Origin of the sequence: Citrobacter sp. S-77 (assembly GCF_963864895.1) — a bacterium.
GTDB classification, from domain to species: Bacteria; Pseudomonadota; Gammaproteobacteria; order Enterobacterales; family Enterobacteriaceae; genus Citrobacter; species Citrobacter murliniae.
In genome coordinates this window covers 1,735,103-1,750,231 of sequence record NZ_CAWLWU010000002.1, presented here as the reverse complement: position 1 = coordinate 1,750,231, position 15,129 = coordinate 1,735,103, and the positions used below count along the sequence as shown (strand labels likewise).

Genomic DNA, 15,129 nt, shown 5'->3' with positions numbered 1-15,129 from the left:
AATACTCGTTATTATCGGCAGCGGTTTTGTAGACTTGAGCTATTTAAAAGAGATTGTCGAGATTCGTACTGTAGGTTTTACTCACTTTCTCACTCATTGATTTCAGCTGCTGGATCATACTGGTTAATTTACGCGCATAATTAGGGTCGGTGGCGTAACCTGCGTTCTGCAGCGCCTGTGCCCCCTGCTCTGCGGTTGCGGCAACGGTCACCGCCGCGTAGCGCGGATTACGCGAGATTAACCCGACATAATCCGACAACGCCTCAAGATAAGAGCTATAGACGCGGAATCTGGCTTTCACCTTTTTCGCCTCACCGTTTTCATATTCGGTAGTGGTGATTTCGGTTGTCGGTCCTTTCCAGCTTCCCGAGGCCTTCACGCCAAAAATGTTAAAGCTTGGCTCACCGTTCTCACGACGAATTTGTCGCTGTCCCCATCCGGATTCCAGCGCGGCCTGCGCCAGAATCAGATGATGGGGTACACCGCTCTGCTGACTTGCCAGTTTTGCCGGTAGCGAAAGCTGGGCCAGGAAGTCTTTGCTGTCGCCCGACAGCGGCTCATCGTTGCTTTCTGTCGTTCTGGGGATCGCTTTACGGACCAGTTGGGTCAGTGCCTGATTTTGATAGCTGGTCACCGTTTCCAGTGAGAACTTCATTGGCACCTGCGGCGCATCATCAGCAGGCTGCGCCTGACCCTCTGTCATTTGCTTAACCATCATTTCCGCCAGCCCCAGTCCTTTACCTGCAGTCATCTGCTGGGCAATTTGCTGGTCATACATGCTGGTGTACAAACGCGTGGAGTCGCTGCTAAACACACCGTCTTTCGGCAGCGCCTCACGCATACTTTTCAGCATCATCTGCACGAACATCCCTTCCACCTGGCGAGCAACCGGACGGATATTCGCCGCCGGATCCTGGCCCGCTTTCGCTTTCAGTTCGTTCAGCGACTGTGCATCCCAGGCAGCACTGGTGAGCAGTTTGCTATCGCCAATCATCAGATGATTTCCAGTTTGGCACGCAGGCAACCTGCGCTCTGCATTGACTGCAGAATGGACATCAGATCCATTGGCGTTGCGCCGAGGGCATTAAGCGCGCGTACAACGTTGTTCAGATTGGCGCTGGAACGCACACTTTGCAACGAACCACTGCTCTGGCGCAGATCGATCTGGGTTTGCGGCGTCACCACGGTTTGGCCACCGCCAAACGGCGTATCTGGCTGGCTGACGTTAGCCTGGCGATTAACTGTAATCGACAGATTACCCTGCGCAACAGCACAGCTGTCCAGCGTGACTTCGCGGTTCATCACCACGGAGCCCGTACGCGAGTTAATAATCACTTTCGCATCCTGCGGCGTAACGTTTACCTCAATATTCTGAATGTCGGCCAGGAAGCGTACCTGTGAACTATTACCGCTGGGCACACGCACCTGAATCGTCCGCGCATCCAGCGCGGTGGCGCTACCAAAACCACGAGAGCGGTTGATGGTGTCGGTAATCTGTTGCGCCATAGTGAAATCTTCATTATTGAGCTGCAGATTAATGGTGTTGCCGCCACCAAACTGGCTGGGCAATTCACGTTCAATGATGGCCCCGTTGGTAATACGCCCACCATTAAGCTGGTTAACCTGTACGCTACTGCCTCCTGCTGAAGCCCCCGCGCCACCAACCAGAATATTCCCCTGCGCCAGCGCATAGACCTGACTATCGACTCCTTTCAAAGGGGTCATCAGCAGCGTGCCACCGCGCAGGCTTTTGGCGTTACCCATTGAAGAGACCACTACATCAATGGTTTGTCCCTGACGTCCAAATGCCGGGAATGATGCCGTAACCATCACCGCCGCCACGTTTTTCAATTGCATGTTAGTTCCGGTCGGAACGGTGATCCCCAATTGGGAGAGCATGTTATTGAGCGTTTGCGTGGTGAATGGCGTCTGAGTTGTCTGGTCACCCGTACCGTCCAGCCCCACCACCAGCCCATAGCCAATCAGTGAGTTTTCACGTACACCCTGAACGCTGGTCAGATCACGTATACGATCGGCATGAGCAAACGTGGCTGACAGCACCAGTACCATTCCAACAAGAGCTTTAATCACTGGATACCCCGCTTACATCGGCGACAAATTAAGGAAGAAACGCTGCAACCAGCCCATATTCTGCGCTTCGTTGATATAGCCGTTACCGACATATTCAATACGCGCATCCGCAACCTGAGTTGACGGAACGGAGTTGCTGCCACTGATGGTGCGCGGGTTAACGACCCCGGAGAAACGGATAAATTCAGTGCCCTGATTGATGGCGATCTGTTTTTCACCCACAACGTGTAAATTGCCATTCACCAGAACCTGGTCAACGGTCACCGTCAATGTGCCGCTAAAGGTGTTACTGGCGTTCGCGCCACCTTTACCATTGAAGGTATTGCCGCCAGAAGCTTCCACGTCGGCACGCTCGTTGCCAAACAATCCCTGCAGATAACGTGGCACCGTGTCAAAGCCGAAGTTAGTCTTGCCATCACGGCTGGCGTTAGCGGAAGAGCTTTTGCTCGCGCTGACATTTTCCTGCAATACGATGGTCAGCGTATCGCCAATATTACGTGGACGGCGGTCTTCAAATAGCGGTTGATAGCCATAGTTAATCGGCTGTGCCGACTGGAATATAGAGCCGTTCGCGACCGGCGTCGGGCCAGGGATCGGTTGGGCAGACGTCGCGCCTTGCACGAGCGGAGTGGCCGGGATCCAGGCGCATCCTGTCAGCGAAACCACCAACAGGGCTAAAATCGGGTAAGGGTGAAGCGCGTATTTTCGCATTGCCTTCATCTTCAAAATCAGTGTGCCGGCGAGACACCCGCCCCGCCGGACAACACTTTAGAGTTGCGTCAGTTTCTGCAGCATCTGATCGGTGGTAGATACCGCTTTACTGTTGATTTCATAAGCGCGCTGAACCTGGATCATATTCACCAGCTCTTCCGCCACATTCACGTTAGAGGTTTCAACATAGCCCTGATAAAGTAGCCCCGCGCCGTTAAGCCCCGGTGTACTCTCATTCGGCGCGCCGGAGGATTGCGTTTCGGTGTACAGATTCTCACCAATGCTTTCCAGACCGGTATCGTTCATAAAAGTGGTCAGGTTGAGCTGTCCTACCTGAACAGGTGCAGCTTGCCCCTGCTGCGTAACGCTGACGATGCCGTCTCGCCCAATGGTGATGCTCAGCGAGTTTGCAGGGATGGTGATAGCAGGCTGAACCTGAAAACCACCCGCCGTCACCAGCTGACCATTCTGATCTACCTGGAAAGAACCATCACGGGTATAAGCTGAGGTACCATCCGGCAGCATGACCTGGAAAAATCCCTGACCTTTAATAGCAACGTCTTTGCTGTTGTTGGTCTGTGACAGGTTGCCCTGGCTGTGTAAACGCTCAGTCGCAACCGGACGCACACCGGTACCGATTTGCAGGCCTGAAGGCAGTACGGTCTGTTCCGAAGACTGCGCGCCAGGTTGACGAATCGTCTGGTACAGCAGATCTTCAAACACCGCACGTTGACGTTTAAAACCATTGGTACTGACGTTTGCCAGGTTGTTGGCAATCACATCCATGTTGGTTTGCTGCGCATCCAGGCCGGTTTTGGCGATCCATAATGAACTGATCATAAAATGTCCTGTATTAACTCATCGACAGCAGTTGGTTGGCACGACCCGCGTTATCATCCACGCTACTGATAATCTTCATCTGCATTTCGAAGCGGCGAGCGCTGGCAATCATGTCGCTCATCGCGGCAACCGGTTTGACGTTACTGCCTTCCAGCACACCCGACATTACGCGGATGCTTGGGTCAGCCTGCAACGTCGGTCCACGGGTCGCCTGTGCAGCCGCGTTCAGACGAAACATACCGTCATCACCACGTTGCACTTCACTCCCTGTTGCCTTCACCAGCTTCAAACGCCCCACTGGTGCTACCGTATTCGCCGGATCGCCTGGGTTGAGTGCGGAAATCGTCCCGTCAGCAGCGATGGTCACTTCCGACCCTTCCGGAACCGCTATTGGCCCGGCTTCGCCAATCACCGGATGTCCCTGAATCGTCAGTTCACCGGTCGGGCTCACCTGAATTGCGCCATTGCGGGTATACCCTTCGCTACCGTCAGCGGTCTGCACCGCCAGCCAGCCATCCTGTTGCAACGCCACGTCCAGTGGACGAGAGGTGTAGTCCATCTGGCCAGGCGTCATATCGGCCCCCGGCGTTGAAGCCACCACCAGCGTACGCGTTGGCAAAGAGAGTCCTTCAACAGGTACCGCACGCAGCGCGTTAAGCTGCGCACGGAAACCCGGCGTGGAGGCATTTGCCAGGTTGCTGGCCGTCACCGCCTGCTGATTTAGCGTCTGACTGGCTGCGCCCATGGCGGTATATATTGCGTGATCCATTAAGCCATCCCGTCAGGCGCTTAGCGCAGGTTGACCAGCGTGTTGAGGATCTGATCCTGGGTTTTGATAGTCTGCGCATTCGACTGATAGTTGCGCTGCGCGACGATCATGTTCACCAGTTCTTTACTCAAATCTACGTTTGATGATTCCAGCGCACCGTTAGTCAGTTTGCCGAAGTTACCAGTACCTGCAGTACCGAGCAGTGCCACGCCAGAGGACTGTGTCGCGGCCCAGACGTTATCGCCCTGAGAAGCCAGACCTTCATTATTGGCAAAGTTAGCCAGCACGATCTGCCCCAGAACCTGTTTCTGTTCGTTGGAGTAGTTACCCACCACGGTACCGTCGTTGTTAATCTGATAGCTCACCAGATCGCCCGGTTTGTAACCATTCTGGTTGGTGGCAACGATGTTGTTGGCACCCGTGTTTTGCTGCATAGAGTTCAGGAAGCTGAGAGAGAAACCAGCCGGAACCGCGCCATTGATGGCACCGGTAGTGATCTGAATCTGCGGTTGAGCGTTAGCAGGACCTTCAACCAGGTGTTTAGGTCCAGTTGGATCTAGCGGATCTACTGGTTCTTCAACATAGTTATTCACTGAGGCCAGCGTGCCGTTAGCACTAAAATTCATCACAGCATTTTTAGTGGCGACTGACCCGGCAACGCTGGCATCCTGGGTATAGACATCCCATTTGTTATCCGTAGTTTTGACATAAAAAATATTCATGTCATGGGCATTACCCTGGCTATCGAAAACGGTAACGGTGCCTTTTTTGTTGTACGAATCCGCATCACTCGGGTTGAATGGTGCTTTTGACGGGACCTTGTCAGTTGAGTTCAGGTTGATCTGCATTGACGCAGTGGTCGTGGCTTTTGCCGCCATCAGGGTATTCGGGATGGTGATCGGTGCCGGGTTAGCGCCCTGTTGAACCGTTGGCGGTGTCCCGGTGGCCGGATAACCTGTCAATTGCAGCCCCTGCATGTTGACGATATTGCGGTTTTCATCGAGCTTGAACTGGCCGTTACGGCTGTAAAACACTGAACCGTTGCTGTCGACCATGCGGAAGAAACCGTTTTGGCTGATGGCAACATCCAGACCACGTCCGGTGTTAGTCGTAGTGCCATCGGTAAAGTCCTGGGTTATACCCGCAACTTTAACACCCAGACCCACTTTAGAGCCGGCAAACATATCCGCAAATGAGGCCGTACCGGATTTAAAACCATAGGTGGCGGAGTTGGCGATGTTATTACCAATGACATCGAGGTTGGTCGCTGCAGCGTTCAGACCGCTGACCGCTTGAGAAAAGGCCATGACTTACTCCTGATAAGTGTGAAGGCTTAGATTATTTGCCGTACTTCGTCGAGGGTGGTGGTTCCATAGGTGCCCAGGTCCAGCGTATTACCGCCATTACTGCGAATAACCCCCTGCACCAGCGCAAACTGAAGAGGCTGCGCCACGAGTTGCGTACCACCATTGCTGGCGGAAATCGCTACGTTGTAAGAGCCGTTCGGCGCAGCCGTGCCATCTGTCATGGTGCCGTCCCAGCTAAAGGTATGCACACCCGCCTTCAACCCACCGATCTCAATGGTGCGAATGACCTTACCGTCCTTATCGGTAATGGTCGCGGTGACCTTATCTGCTGGCTGCTGCAGTTCAACGCCAAACGGCGTAGTGGTGGTCGTTGCTCCCTCTTCCGTTCCTTTGCCGGTAAGGATAGTGGTCCCCGGGATCATGACACCGTGGCCGATAAGGGTACTGGCCTGCAGCGACTGACTGTTGTCGATTTGTCCGGAGATCGAGCCCAGCGTGGTGTTCAGCTTCTCAATACCGCTCACGGTGCTAATCTGCGCCAGCTGGGTGGTCAGCTCATTGTTTTGCATAGGATTGGTCGGATCCTGGTTTTTCAGCTGTGCAACCAGGAGCGTCAGAAAGCTGCTTTGCAGATCGGCAGCATTGCTGCCTGTCAGCGAACTTTTGCTACTGGCAGCATTAACGCCCGTACTGCTCGGGTCATTCATTTTTACAGCAATTGACATGTGCGCCTCCTTTACTGGCCTAGCGTCAGCGTTTTAAGCATCAAGCTTTTCACTGTGTTGAGCACTTCAACGTTTGCCTGATAGCTACGCGAGGCTGACATGGTGTTGACCATCTCCCCGACCACGTCCACATTCGGCATTTTTACGTAACCATTTGCATCGGCCAGCGGATTGCCAGGTTCATAAACCAGCTTATCTGGCGCCTGACTTTCAATGACGTCAGCGACTTTTACGCCGCCGGTAGCCGCACCCGGCGCTGCATCGACCTGAAAAACAACCTGCTTCGCGCGATACGGCTGGCCATCGGGTCCGGTCACGCTGTCCGCATTCGCCATGTTGCTGGCCGCGACGTTCAGGCGCTGGGATTGCGCCGTCAGCGCGGAGCCTGCGATATCAAAAATATTTAACAGCGCCACGAATTAGTTCCCTCCTTGCAGCACGTTCATCATGCCTTTGATTTGTCCACCCAATGCGGTAAGCCCCATCTGATACTTGAGACTGTTGTCCGCAAACTGTGTGCGTTCCCGATCCATATCAACCGTGTTGCCATCCAGGGACGGTTGGTCTGGGATGCGATAGAGCAACTCCGTGGTGGGAGCCGAGGTGGTCTGGGCCGGAATATGTTGTGCAGAGGTCAGCGTCAACGAGACACCGCCGGTTTCTTCCCGTCCTCGCACCATGACTTTTTTTAACTCACTGGCGAAATCCAGGTCGCGCGCCTGGTACCCTGGCGTGTCGGCATTGGCAATGTTGGCCGCTAATACTTCCTGGCGTTGGGCGCGCAGATTCAGCGCTTCTTGTTGAAAACGTAAGGCGGCGTCGAGCTTATCGAGCATATCTCCTCCGCAAATGACAAAATTCAGCCGACAGCTTAAATCCCATCACGCGCGCGTTATCGTCGGAATAAACGCAAAATGCGTCGCTATTTGTTGCGTTGATGACTGCGTCACACAGGTAAAATCCAGTCACTACCTGAAAAAGCATGAGGTTTTGATGCAAACGTTTAAACGAGGAATAGCCGTGGCAGCGCTGCTGTTCAGTCCCCTGACGCTGGCGCAAGACCTCAATTCGCAGTTAACGGCATGGTTTTCAGAACGGCTGTCGGGGTTCAGTGATGAAGTGGTTGTCACTGTTCGCACACCGCCTAACCTGCGACCGGGCTGTGAGCAGCCGACGTTGAGCGTAGCTGGAAGCGCGAAGTTATGGGGCAATGTGAACGTCCTGGCCAGGTGTCCCAATGAAAAACGCTACCTACAGGTGAATGTACAAGCCACGGGCAACTACGTTGTCGCCGCCGCTCCCATTGCACGAGGCAGCGCGCTTAACGCATCCAGCGTGACCTTAAAACGCGGTCGGCTGGACCAACTTCCGCCACGAACCGTTCTGGATATTAATCAGGTCCAGGATGCCGTAAGCCTACGCGACCTGGTCTCTGGCCAGCCGCTACAGCTGACGATGTTGCGTCAGGCATGGCGGATAAAAGCCGGCCAGCGCGTTCTGGTTATCGCAAACGGCGAGGGCTTTCGCGTGAATGCAGAAGGTAAAGCGCTTAATAATGCGGCCGTCGCGCAAAACGCGAGAGTGCGGATGCTTTCAGGACAGGTGGTGAGCGGAGTCGTCGATTCTGATGGGAATATTCTTATTAACCTATAATAGGTTAAAGATTTTTTAGCGGATGCCGATAGATAATCAACCAATGATTAAAGCGGGTCGCTATAGCGTAACCCCTCGATGAGGATAAAAAAATGAGCATTGATCGTACCTCACCATTGAAGCCAGTAAGCACTGTCCAACCACGCGAAACCAGCGACACGCCGGTACAAAAAGCGCGGAAGGAAAAAACATCAGCGACCAACAGCACCAGTGTGATGTTAAGCGACGCTCAGGCCAAGCTGATGCAACCCGGTACCAATGACATCAATATGGAGCGTGTTGAAGCATTGAAAATCGCGATCCGTAACGGTGAGCTGAAAATGGACACTGGGAAAATTGCAGACTCGCTGATCCGCGAGGCACAGAGCTACCTACAGAGTAAATAAAGTATGACTCGCTTGTCAGAAATACTTGATCAGATGACGACCGTCCTCAATGACCTGAAAACAGTGATGGATGCTGAACAGCAGCAGCTTTCCGCGGGCCATATCAACGGTAGCCAGCTACAGCGTATTACAGAAGAAAAAAGCTCTTTACTGGCGACCCTGGATTATCTGGAACAGCAGCGACGTCTCGAGCACGACTCGACGCGCAGCGCCAACGATGAGATAGCCGAGCGCTGGCAGACCATCACGAACAAAACACAGCATTTACGCGATCTCAACCAACATAATGGTTGGCTCCTGGAAGGGCAGATCGAGCGTAATCAACAGGCGATCAAGGTGCTGAAACCGCACCAGGAACCGACTCTGTATGGCGCTAATGGCCAAACCTCTGCGACGCATCGCGGCGGGAAAAAAATCTCTATCTGATATTGCGATAAGGGGAGCCACCTGACGGCAACTCCCCCTTTCTGTTACGCTGTCCGGCGTACAAACTCTTTCACTTTAAAGCCCAGAACGGCCAGCGCAGCAAAGTAGGCTGTAATACCAACAACGACAACAGCCATCAGACGCAGCAGACGCCACAGCATCGTTCCCTGCGACCACTCCGGCATGATGTAAAGCATGCCTACGAGCGCCGCAGACATGACCAGTACAGAAATCACCAGACGCGCCAGGAACCAGCCCCAGCCAGGTTGAGGGGTGAAAATTTTCTGTTTACGCAGTTGCCAATACAGCAGTGAGGCGTTCAGACATGCCGCCAGACCAATCGAGAGCGACAGTCCGGCATGTTTTAACGGGCCGATAAACGCCAGGTTCATCACCTGAGTCATAATCAGCGTCACAATGGCGATTTTCACCGGAGTTTTAATGTCCTGACGCGAGTAAAACCCAGGCGCAAGCACTTTCACTACGATCAATCCAATGAGACCAACCGAGTACGCCACCAGAGCGCGCTGGGTCATCAAAGCATCAAATGCAGTAAATTTACCGTACTGGAACAGGGAAACCGTCAGCGGCTTTGCCAGGATCCCCAACGCCACAGCACTGGGTAGTGCCAACAGAAAGCACAGGCGCAGCCCCCAGTCCATCAGTCGGCAATATTCATCATGATTTCCGCTGGAAAAACTCTTGGACAGCGATGGCAGCAGAATGGTCCCCAGAGCAACGCCCAGGACGCCTGACGGGAACTCCATCAGGCGGTCAGCATAGTACATCCATGAAACCGATCCTGAAGCCAGGAATGAGGCGAAAATTGTGTTGATGATCAGGGAAATCTGGCTGACAGATACGCCCAGGATTGCCGGGCCCATCTGCTTTACGACGCGCATCGCACCGGCATCGTGAAAGTTCACGCGCGGCAGCACCAGCATACCAATTTTTTTCAAATGCGGGAGCTGGTAAACCAGTTGTAATACCCCACCTACGGTGACGGCCCAGGCCAGCGCCAGTACCGGCGGGTTAAAATAAGGTGCAGCAAACAGCGCAAAACCGATCATGCTGATGTTCAGAAACGTCGGTGCAAACGCCGGAATGGAGAAACGGTTCCAGGTGTTAAGAATAGCGCCCACCAGCGAGGCCAGCGAAATTAACAGAATATAGGGAAAGGTTATCCGCAGCAGTTGAGTGGTAAGCGCAAACTTGTCGGCCGTATCGGCAAAGCCAGGCGCGGTGACCATAATCACCCACGGCGCTGCGAGCATCCCGACAACCGTAACCACCGCCAACGCCAGCGTCAACAGCCCAGAAACGTAGGCGACGAACACACGGGTGGCATCTTCACCCTGCTTACTTTTGTACTCTGCAAGAATTGGCACGAACGCCTGAGAAAACCGCGCCTTCAGCAAAAATTCGACGCAGCAGGTTAGGAAGTTTGAATGCCACAAAAAAGGCATCTGTCGCCATCCCTGCGCCAAAAATTCTGGCGACAATCGCATCACGCGCAAAACCCAGCACGCGTGAAAACATCGTCATCGAGCTGACGGCCGCCAGCGACTTTAATAAATTCATCTATTTTATATTCCAGACCCTGGAGCAAAACCCCGCATGGCGAAACCGTAGACCAGATAACGCATTTAAGCGGTCATCCAGCAACATCACCGCACCCGATGGAGACGCATAAAAGTCTTATCAGGCAAACAGTTCACCCCACAGGTTGCCATCATTCACTGTTAGAAAGAGGAGTTATTTTGAGTGGGCATATAGTACCTGGATTACGATGAATTACTACCGCCAGATGTTACAGGGGGTTATTCAGCCATGGCATCCCGCCACAGCTTTTCGACCACGCGCTGAGCCAGAATCGCCTGTTCACCCGCCGTCTCAGGAACCGTCTGATTTTGCACGCATTCAATAAAGTGACGCGCGCATCCGGCAAAGCCACGTTGTTCCAGGGTTGTTTGCCAGCCTGGAACCGGCTTGTGTACTACGCCCTGTCCACGCTCCTCACGCCATTCCCGCATATCAGTAACGTCTATTAATCCTCCGTTCATCACCATCTGTACACTTTCTCGTTGGCTGCCCGCCCGACGATGCATACTGGTGGTTACTTGCACCTGACCCGCAGAAAAATGGTGTTCGGCATAAAGCATCGCCCCGGATTCGTTGGTCAACAGCGTACCGCTATTTATCAAAGCCTCTCCCCCGGACAGCCACAGCGCGGTGTCCACGACGTGCAGATAATCATCCAACAGCGTAAAACGCAGATCGTGCGGCCCAACACTATCCGTACGATGCTTGTCCATTCTGACAGAGGCAGCATCACCTAACTGCGCTTTTAAATCCCGGTAAAGCGGCGCAAACCGGCGATTGAAACCCACCATCAGCGTCAGTTTTTTCCGCGCCGCGAGTGCCACCAGTTGTTCAGCATCGCGCAAATTTTCCGCCAGGGGTTTATCCACGCAAACATGGATCCCGGCATTAAGCAATTCACTCACCACAGCATAATGTGTTGCGGTACTGGAATGGACAAAAACGGCATCGCAGGTTGCCGCCAGATTCGCCAGTGAATCAACGTATGGCATCCGCCAGGTTTCGCAAATACGCTCTGCTTTTTCCCGCGAAGGTGACCAGGCTCCCTGTAGTGTCCACTCCGGAGCCGCGCCAAGGACGGGTAACCAGGCTTTTTGCGCAATGCCGCCCAGCCCGACAACACCGATACGTAATTTTTTCACATTAGTCTCCCAGATGCGCCAGTAGCGAATCGAGCCGCTGTTTTAGCTCTGCCACTTCAGTTTCCAGCGCCTCGACGCGCGCCTGCAAACCACCAGAAGCAGCCGGAGATTCATCTGCCGTTGCGATCGGCTCATCAACTTCACCGCAAAACAGGTGCATATAACGGCTTTCGCGCTTACCGGGTTCACGTGCCAGACGGACAACATAAGGACCATCTTCACGAGTGGCCAGTATCTCCAGAGTCGATTCAACTTCTGCCATGTCACTGAATTCATACATACGGGATGCTCGACTACGCAACTCTCCGGGCGTTTGTGCGCCGCGCAATAACAACGTCGTAATTAACGCCACTTCTCCTGCACTGAGCTTCAGGTTGCCAAACTCTGAGTTACAAAAGCGTTGCTCGTATTTGGTTACGCGATTACCAAACCCGCTTACAGTACGCAGAAAATGCCGTTTAACCAGGTTATCCAGTTGGTCCTGCACTTCCGATTCCGACAGGTTCATCACCGGTTCACGATTGGTTTTTTGATTGCAGGCGGTCACAACGCCATTCACGGAGAGCGGATATTGTTCTGGCGTTGTTACCTGCTTTTCCAGCAGACAGCCAATCACGCGGGCTTCGGTGGCGGTTAATTCGTATTTCATCGTCTTCTCCATTAATCAGCCAATACAGCTGAAACTTAGCGACCCGGGGTCCATTCTGATGTTGTCAACGCTGTTAGCACGTGATCGCGCCACTGCCCGTCAATCAGCAGGTAGTCTTTGGCATACCCTTCTTTTTCAAAACCAAGCCGCGCCAGCAAATCGCCGCTACGTTTATTATGTGGCATGTAATTCGCCATAATGCGGTGAATATGCTGTGAGCGCTGCATATAACGAATGGCCGCGGTTAAGGCTTCATACATCAGCCCCTGTCCCTGCCACTTCTGCGCAATGGAATAACCGAGATAGCATGCATGAAAAGATCCACGCACGACGTTAGAGAAGTTCGCGACGCCGATGATCTCTTTCTCTTCTGGATCGAGCAACGCAAAATAATAAGCAGACCCTTGTTTATGAAATTCAGAGATCATACTCAGACGCGCCTGCCAGCCAGAAGGATAACAGTGGCTTTCATCGCGAACAGGTTCCCAGGGTTTTAAGAAATGACGATTTTCTGCGTAATAATCTGCCAGACGCCAGGCATCACGCTCATGCACTAAACGCACGACCAGGCGGTCCGTGGTTAAGCGCACTTTTGGCACGTTACTGCGATAGCCAAACATTCTATACCTACTCCTTCCCGTAACGTCTTCAATACGCTATTTGCGATACTATACCTGTGCAAATACACCCTGTGAAAAGAGCAAAACATCATTTTTTGAATTATTCACACATTTTGATGAAAACTCTCTATCAAGACTGGCTTTTGATAAAAAAATATTGTTTCCCCAGGGGTGGGAAAAGATCAGACGACACCGCAGAATAGGAGGTGCTTATCTTTTAAACTCTAATCAGAGTGACGAGTTTTTCCCTGGAGGGGAAATGTCGCAAGTTTCGCAGGCGAGGAACCTGGGTAAATATTTCCTGCTCATCGATAATATGTTGGTCGTACTGGGTTTCTTCGTCGTATTCCCGTTGATCTCTATTCGTTTCGTCGACCAAATGGGCTGGGCTGCCGTAATGGTTGGTATTGCACTTGGATTACGCCAATTTATTCAGCAAGGGCTGGGTATTTTTGGCGGAGCGATTGCAGACCGTTTTGGTGCAAAACCGATGATTGTCACCGGCATGCTGATGCGCGCCGCCGGATTCGCCACTATGGGTATTGCCCATGAACCTTGGCTGCTGTGGTTTTCCTGTTTTCTCTCCGGATTAGGCGGCACACTGTTCGATCCTCCCCGCTCCGCGCTGGTGGTCAAACTGATCCGCCCGGAAAAACGTGGGCGTTTCTTCTCTATCCTGATGATGCAGGATAGTGCCGGCGCGGTCGTTGGTGCGTTACTCGGAAGCTGGCTGCTACAGTACGACTTCCGACTGGTATGCGCCACGGGCGCGATTTTGTTTGTCCTGTGCGCAGCCTTTAATGCCTGGCTTCTCCCCGCGTGGAAACTGTCGACGGTGAAAATTCCGGTACGCGAAGGGATGAGTCACGTGATGCATGACAAGCGATTTGTCACCTATGTCCTGACATTAGCGGGTTATTACATGCTGGCGGTGCAGGTCATGCTGATGCTACCGATTATGGTTAACGATATTGCGGGTTCACCGTCCGCCGTGAAATGGATGTATGCCATTGAAGCATGCCTCTCCTTAACGCTGCTCTACCCGATTGCTCGCTGGAGTGAAAAGCGTTTTCGCCTGGAACACCGCCTGATGGCCGGTTTGTTGGTGATGTCTCTCAGTATGATGCCCATTGGTCTGGTCGGTAATTTACAGCAGCTTTTCACTCTGATCTGTACGTTCTATATCGGTTCCATTATTGCGGAACCAGCGCGGGAAACGCTCAGCGCATCGCTGGCGAATGCGCGGGCTCGGGGGAGTTACATGGGCTTTAGTCGGCTGGGATTAGCTATCGGCGGCGCAATAGGTTACATCGGCGGCGGCTGGTTGTTTGACATGGGCAAAGCGTTGTCGCAACCCGAACTGCCATGGATGATGCTCGGGGTTATCGGCCTTATCACTTTTCTGGCTCTGGGCTGGCAGTTCAGCCACAAACGCACATCACGCGGTATGCTGGAGCCAGGTGCCTGATATTTAGCCAGCCGCATGGACACATTTTCAGTTTTTTCTGCTGGTGTCCGGCGTGCTGGTACTAGATGCTGCTTTGTGTCACGATTACGCCACAAGCATCATGTTGAGGAACCCCATGAAAAAGTTTTTTTTTGCCGCTGCACTAATTGTCGGCGGCCTGTTGGTTGGTTGTAATCAACTCACGCAATACACGGTTAGCGAGCAAGAAATTAATCAAGCGCTGGCGAAACACAATAACTTTTCTAAAGACATTGGCTTGCCCGGTGTTGCTGAAGCCCATATTGTTCTGAGCAATCTCGCCAGTCAGATCGGTCGTGAAGAGCCGAATAAAGTGACCCTGACCGGGGATGCCAATCTGGATATGAACTCCCTGTTTGGCAGTCAGAAAGCGACCATGAAGCTGAAGTTAAAAGCATTGCCGGTCTTCAACAAAGAAAAAGGCGCTATCTATCTGCAAGAGATGGAAGTTGTTGATGCAACCGTCACACCGGAAAAAATGCAATCGGTTCTGCAAACCCTGATGCCTTATTTAAACCAGTCGCTGCGGAATTATTTCAATCAGCAACCGGCTTATATCCTGCGAGAAGATAGCAGTAACGGCGAAGCGCTGGCGAAAAAGCTGGCCAAAGGTATTGAGGTGAAACCGGGAGAAATAATCATTCCGTTTACTGATTAATAAAAATGAGGGTGCATCAGCACCCTTTTTTTCGTGCAAACGAAAACGTTTCCGCTTATCCTTT

At 52.8% G+C, this 15,129-nt stretch carries 17 protein-coding genes and 1 pseudogene; 5 read left to right on the top strand and 13 right to left on the bottom strand.

Annotated elements, in window-relative coordinates; all coding sequences use genetic code 11:
* Window positions 1-43 precede the first annotated feature (43 nt).
* The 9 genes from flgJ to flgB are packed head-to-tail and all read right to left on the bottom strand — an operon-like array spanning window position 44 to window position 7,279.
* Entirely contained in the window at window positions 44-994 is a 951-nt protein-coding gene (gene flgJ, locus AACS05_RS08965) for a flagellar assembly peptidoglycan hydrolase FlgJ (protein ID WP_045441680.1), read from the bottom strand.
* Window positions 994-2,070, bottom strand: coding sequence for a flagellar basal body P-ring protein FlgI (locus tag AACS05_RS08960; protein WP_233617170.1), 1,077 nt, complete (start codon window positions 2,068-2,070; stop codon window positions 994-996). The genes flgJ and AACS05_RS08960 overlap by 1 nt, the downstream gene beginning before the upstream one ends.
* A gap of 33 nt (window positions 2,071-2,103) precedes the next feature.
* Window positions 2,104-2,802: a flagellar basal body L-ring protein FlgH gene (gene flgH, locus AACS05_RS08955; protein WP_032939885.1), complete on the bottom strand. Its 699-nt coding sequence runs from the start codon at window positions 2,800-2,802 to the stop codon at window positions 2,104-2,106.
* A 57-nt stretch (window positions 2,803-2,859) separates the two neighbouring features.
* Entirely contained in the window at window positions 2,860-3,642 is a 783-nt protein-coding gene (flgG, locus tag AACS05_RS08950; protein WP_045441663.1) for a flagellar basal-body rod protein FlgG, read from the bottom strand.
* A gap of 13 nt (window positions 3,643-3,655) precedes the next feature.
* Window positions 3,656-4,411 (bottom strand): flagellar basal body rod protein FlgF, encoded by a 756-nt coding sequence (locus AACS05_RS08945; RefSeq protein WP_045441661.1) that lies wholly within the window; start codon window positions 4,409-4,411, stop codon window positions 3,656-3,658.
* A 20-nt stretch (window positions 4,412-4,431) separates the two neighbouring features.
* Window positions 4,432-5,718, bottom strand: coding sequence for a flagellar hook protein FlgE (flgE, locus tag AACS05_RS08940; RefSeq protein ID WP_045441659.1), 1,287 nt, complete (start codon window positions 5,716-5,718; stop codon window positions 4,432-4,434).
* 26 nt (window positions 5,719-5,744) lie between these two features.
* Entirely contained in the window at window positions 5,745-6,443 is a 699-nt protein-coding gene (gene flgD, locus AACS05_RS08935) for a flagellar hook assembly protein FlgD (RefSeq protein WP_045441657.1), read from the bottom strand.
* A gap of 11 nt (window positions 6,444-6,454) precedes the next feature.
* Window positions 6,455-6,859, bottom strand: coding sequence for a flagellar basal body rod protein FlgC (flgC, locus tag AACS05_RS08930; RefSeq protein ID WP_045441655.1), 405 nt, complete (start codon window positions 6,857-6,859; stop codon window positions 6,455-6,457).
* A 3-nt stretch (window positions 6,860-6,862) separates the two neighbouring features.
* Window positions 6,863-7,279, bottom strand: coding sequence for a flagellar basal body rod protein FlgB (gene flgB / locus AACS05_RS08925; protein ID WP_045441653.1), 417 nt, complete (start codon window positions 7,277-7,279; stop codon window positions 6,863-6,865).
* Between the two features lie 157 nt (window positions 7,280-7,436).
* Between flgB and flgA the strand changes: the two genes are divergently transcribed.
* The 3 genes from flgA to flgN all read left to right on the top strand — a co-directional run bounded on the left by flgA (window position 7,437) and on the right by flgN (window position 8,908).
* Window positions 7,437-8,096 (top strand): flagellar basal body P-ring formation chaperone FlgA, encoded by a 660-nt coding sequence (flgA, locus tag AACS05_RS08920; protein ID WP_045449563.1) that lies wholly within the window; start codon window positions 7,437-7,439, stop codon window positions 8,094-8,096.
* A 92-nt stretch (window positions 8,097-8,188) separates the two neighbouring features.
* Window positions 8,189-8,482: a flagellar biosynthesis anti-sigma factor FlgM gene (flgM, locus tag AACS05_RS08915; RefSeq protein WP_045441651.1), complete on the top strand. Its 294-nt coding sequence runs from the start codon at window positions 8,189-8,191 to the stop codon at window positions 8,480-8,482.
* Between the two features lie 3 nt (window positions 8,483-8,485).
* Window positions 8,486-8,908: a flagella biosynthesis chaperone FlgN gene (flgN, locus tag AACS05_RS08910; RefSeq protein WP_045441649.1), complete on the top strand. Its 423-nt coding sequence runs from the start codon at window positions 8,486-8,488 to the stop codon at window positions 8,906-8,908.
* A gap of 44 nt (window positions 8,909-8,952) precedes the next feature.
* Here the strand turns inward: flgN and murJ are convergent.
* The 4 genes and pseudogenes from murJ to rimJ form a co-directional block, all read right to left on the bottom strand.
* A pseudogene (gene murJ, locus AACS05_RS08905) lies at window positions 8,953-10,489 on the bottom strand (murein biosynthesis integral membrane protein MurJ).
* 239 nt (window positions 10,490-10,728) lie between these two features.
* On the bottom strand, window positions 10,729-11,652 hold the full coding sequence (locus AACS05_RS08900) for a Gfo/Idh/MocA family protein (protein WP_045441646.1): 924 nt from the start codon (window positions 11,650-11,652) through the stop codon (window positions 10,729-10,731).
* A gap of 1 nt (window position 11,653) precedes the next feature.
* Window positions 11,654-12,301 carry a YceH family protein gene (locus AACS05_RS08895; protein WP_045441643.1) on the bottom strand — a complete coding sequence of 216 codons (648 nt, stop codon included), beginning with the start codon at window positions 12,299-12,301 and terminating at the stop codon, window positions 11,654-11,656.
* Window positions 12,302-12,336: 35 nt separating this feature from the next.
* Window positions 12,337-12,921, bottom strand: coding sequence for a ribosomal protein S5-alanine N-acetyltransferase (rimJ, locus tag AACS05_RS08890; protein ID WP_045441640.1), 585 nt, complete (start codon window positions 12,919-12,921; stop codon window positions 12,337-12,339).
* A 259-nt stretch (window positions 12,922-13,180) separates the two neighbouring features.
* On the opposite strand from rimJ, the gene mdtH reads away from it, so the two are divergent.
* Both mdtH and AACS05_RS08880 read left to right on the top strand, forming a co-directional pair.
* Complete coding sequence (gene mdtH, locus AACS05_RS08885; RefSeq protein WP_045441637.1) at window positions 13,181-14,389, top strand: multidrug efflux MFS transporter MdtH; 1,209 nt, start codon at window positions 13,181-13,183, stop codon at window positions 14,387-14,389.
* Window positions 14,390-14,504: 115 nt separating this feature from the next.
* On the top strand, window positions 14,505-15,065 hold the full coding sequence (locus AACS05_RS08880; protein WP_045441634.1) for a lipoprotein: 561 nt from the start codon (window positions 14,505-14,507) through the stop codon (window positions 15,063-15,065).
* Window positions 15,066-15,129 lie beyond the last annotated feature (64 nt).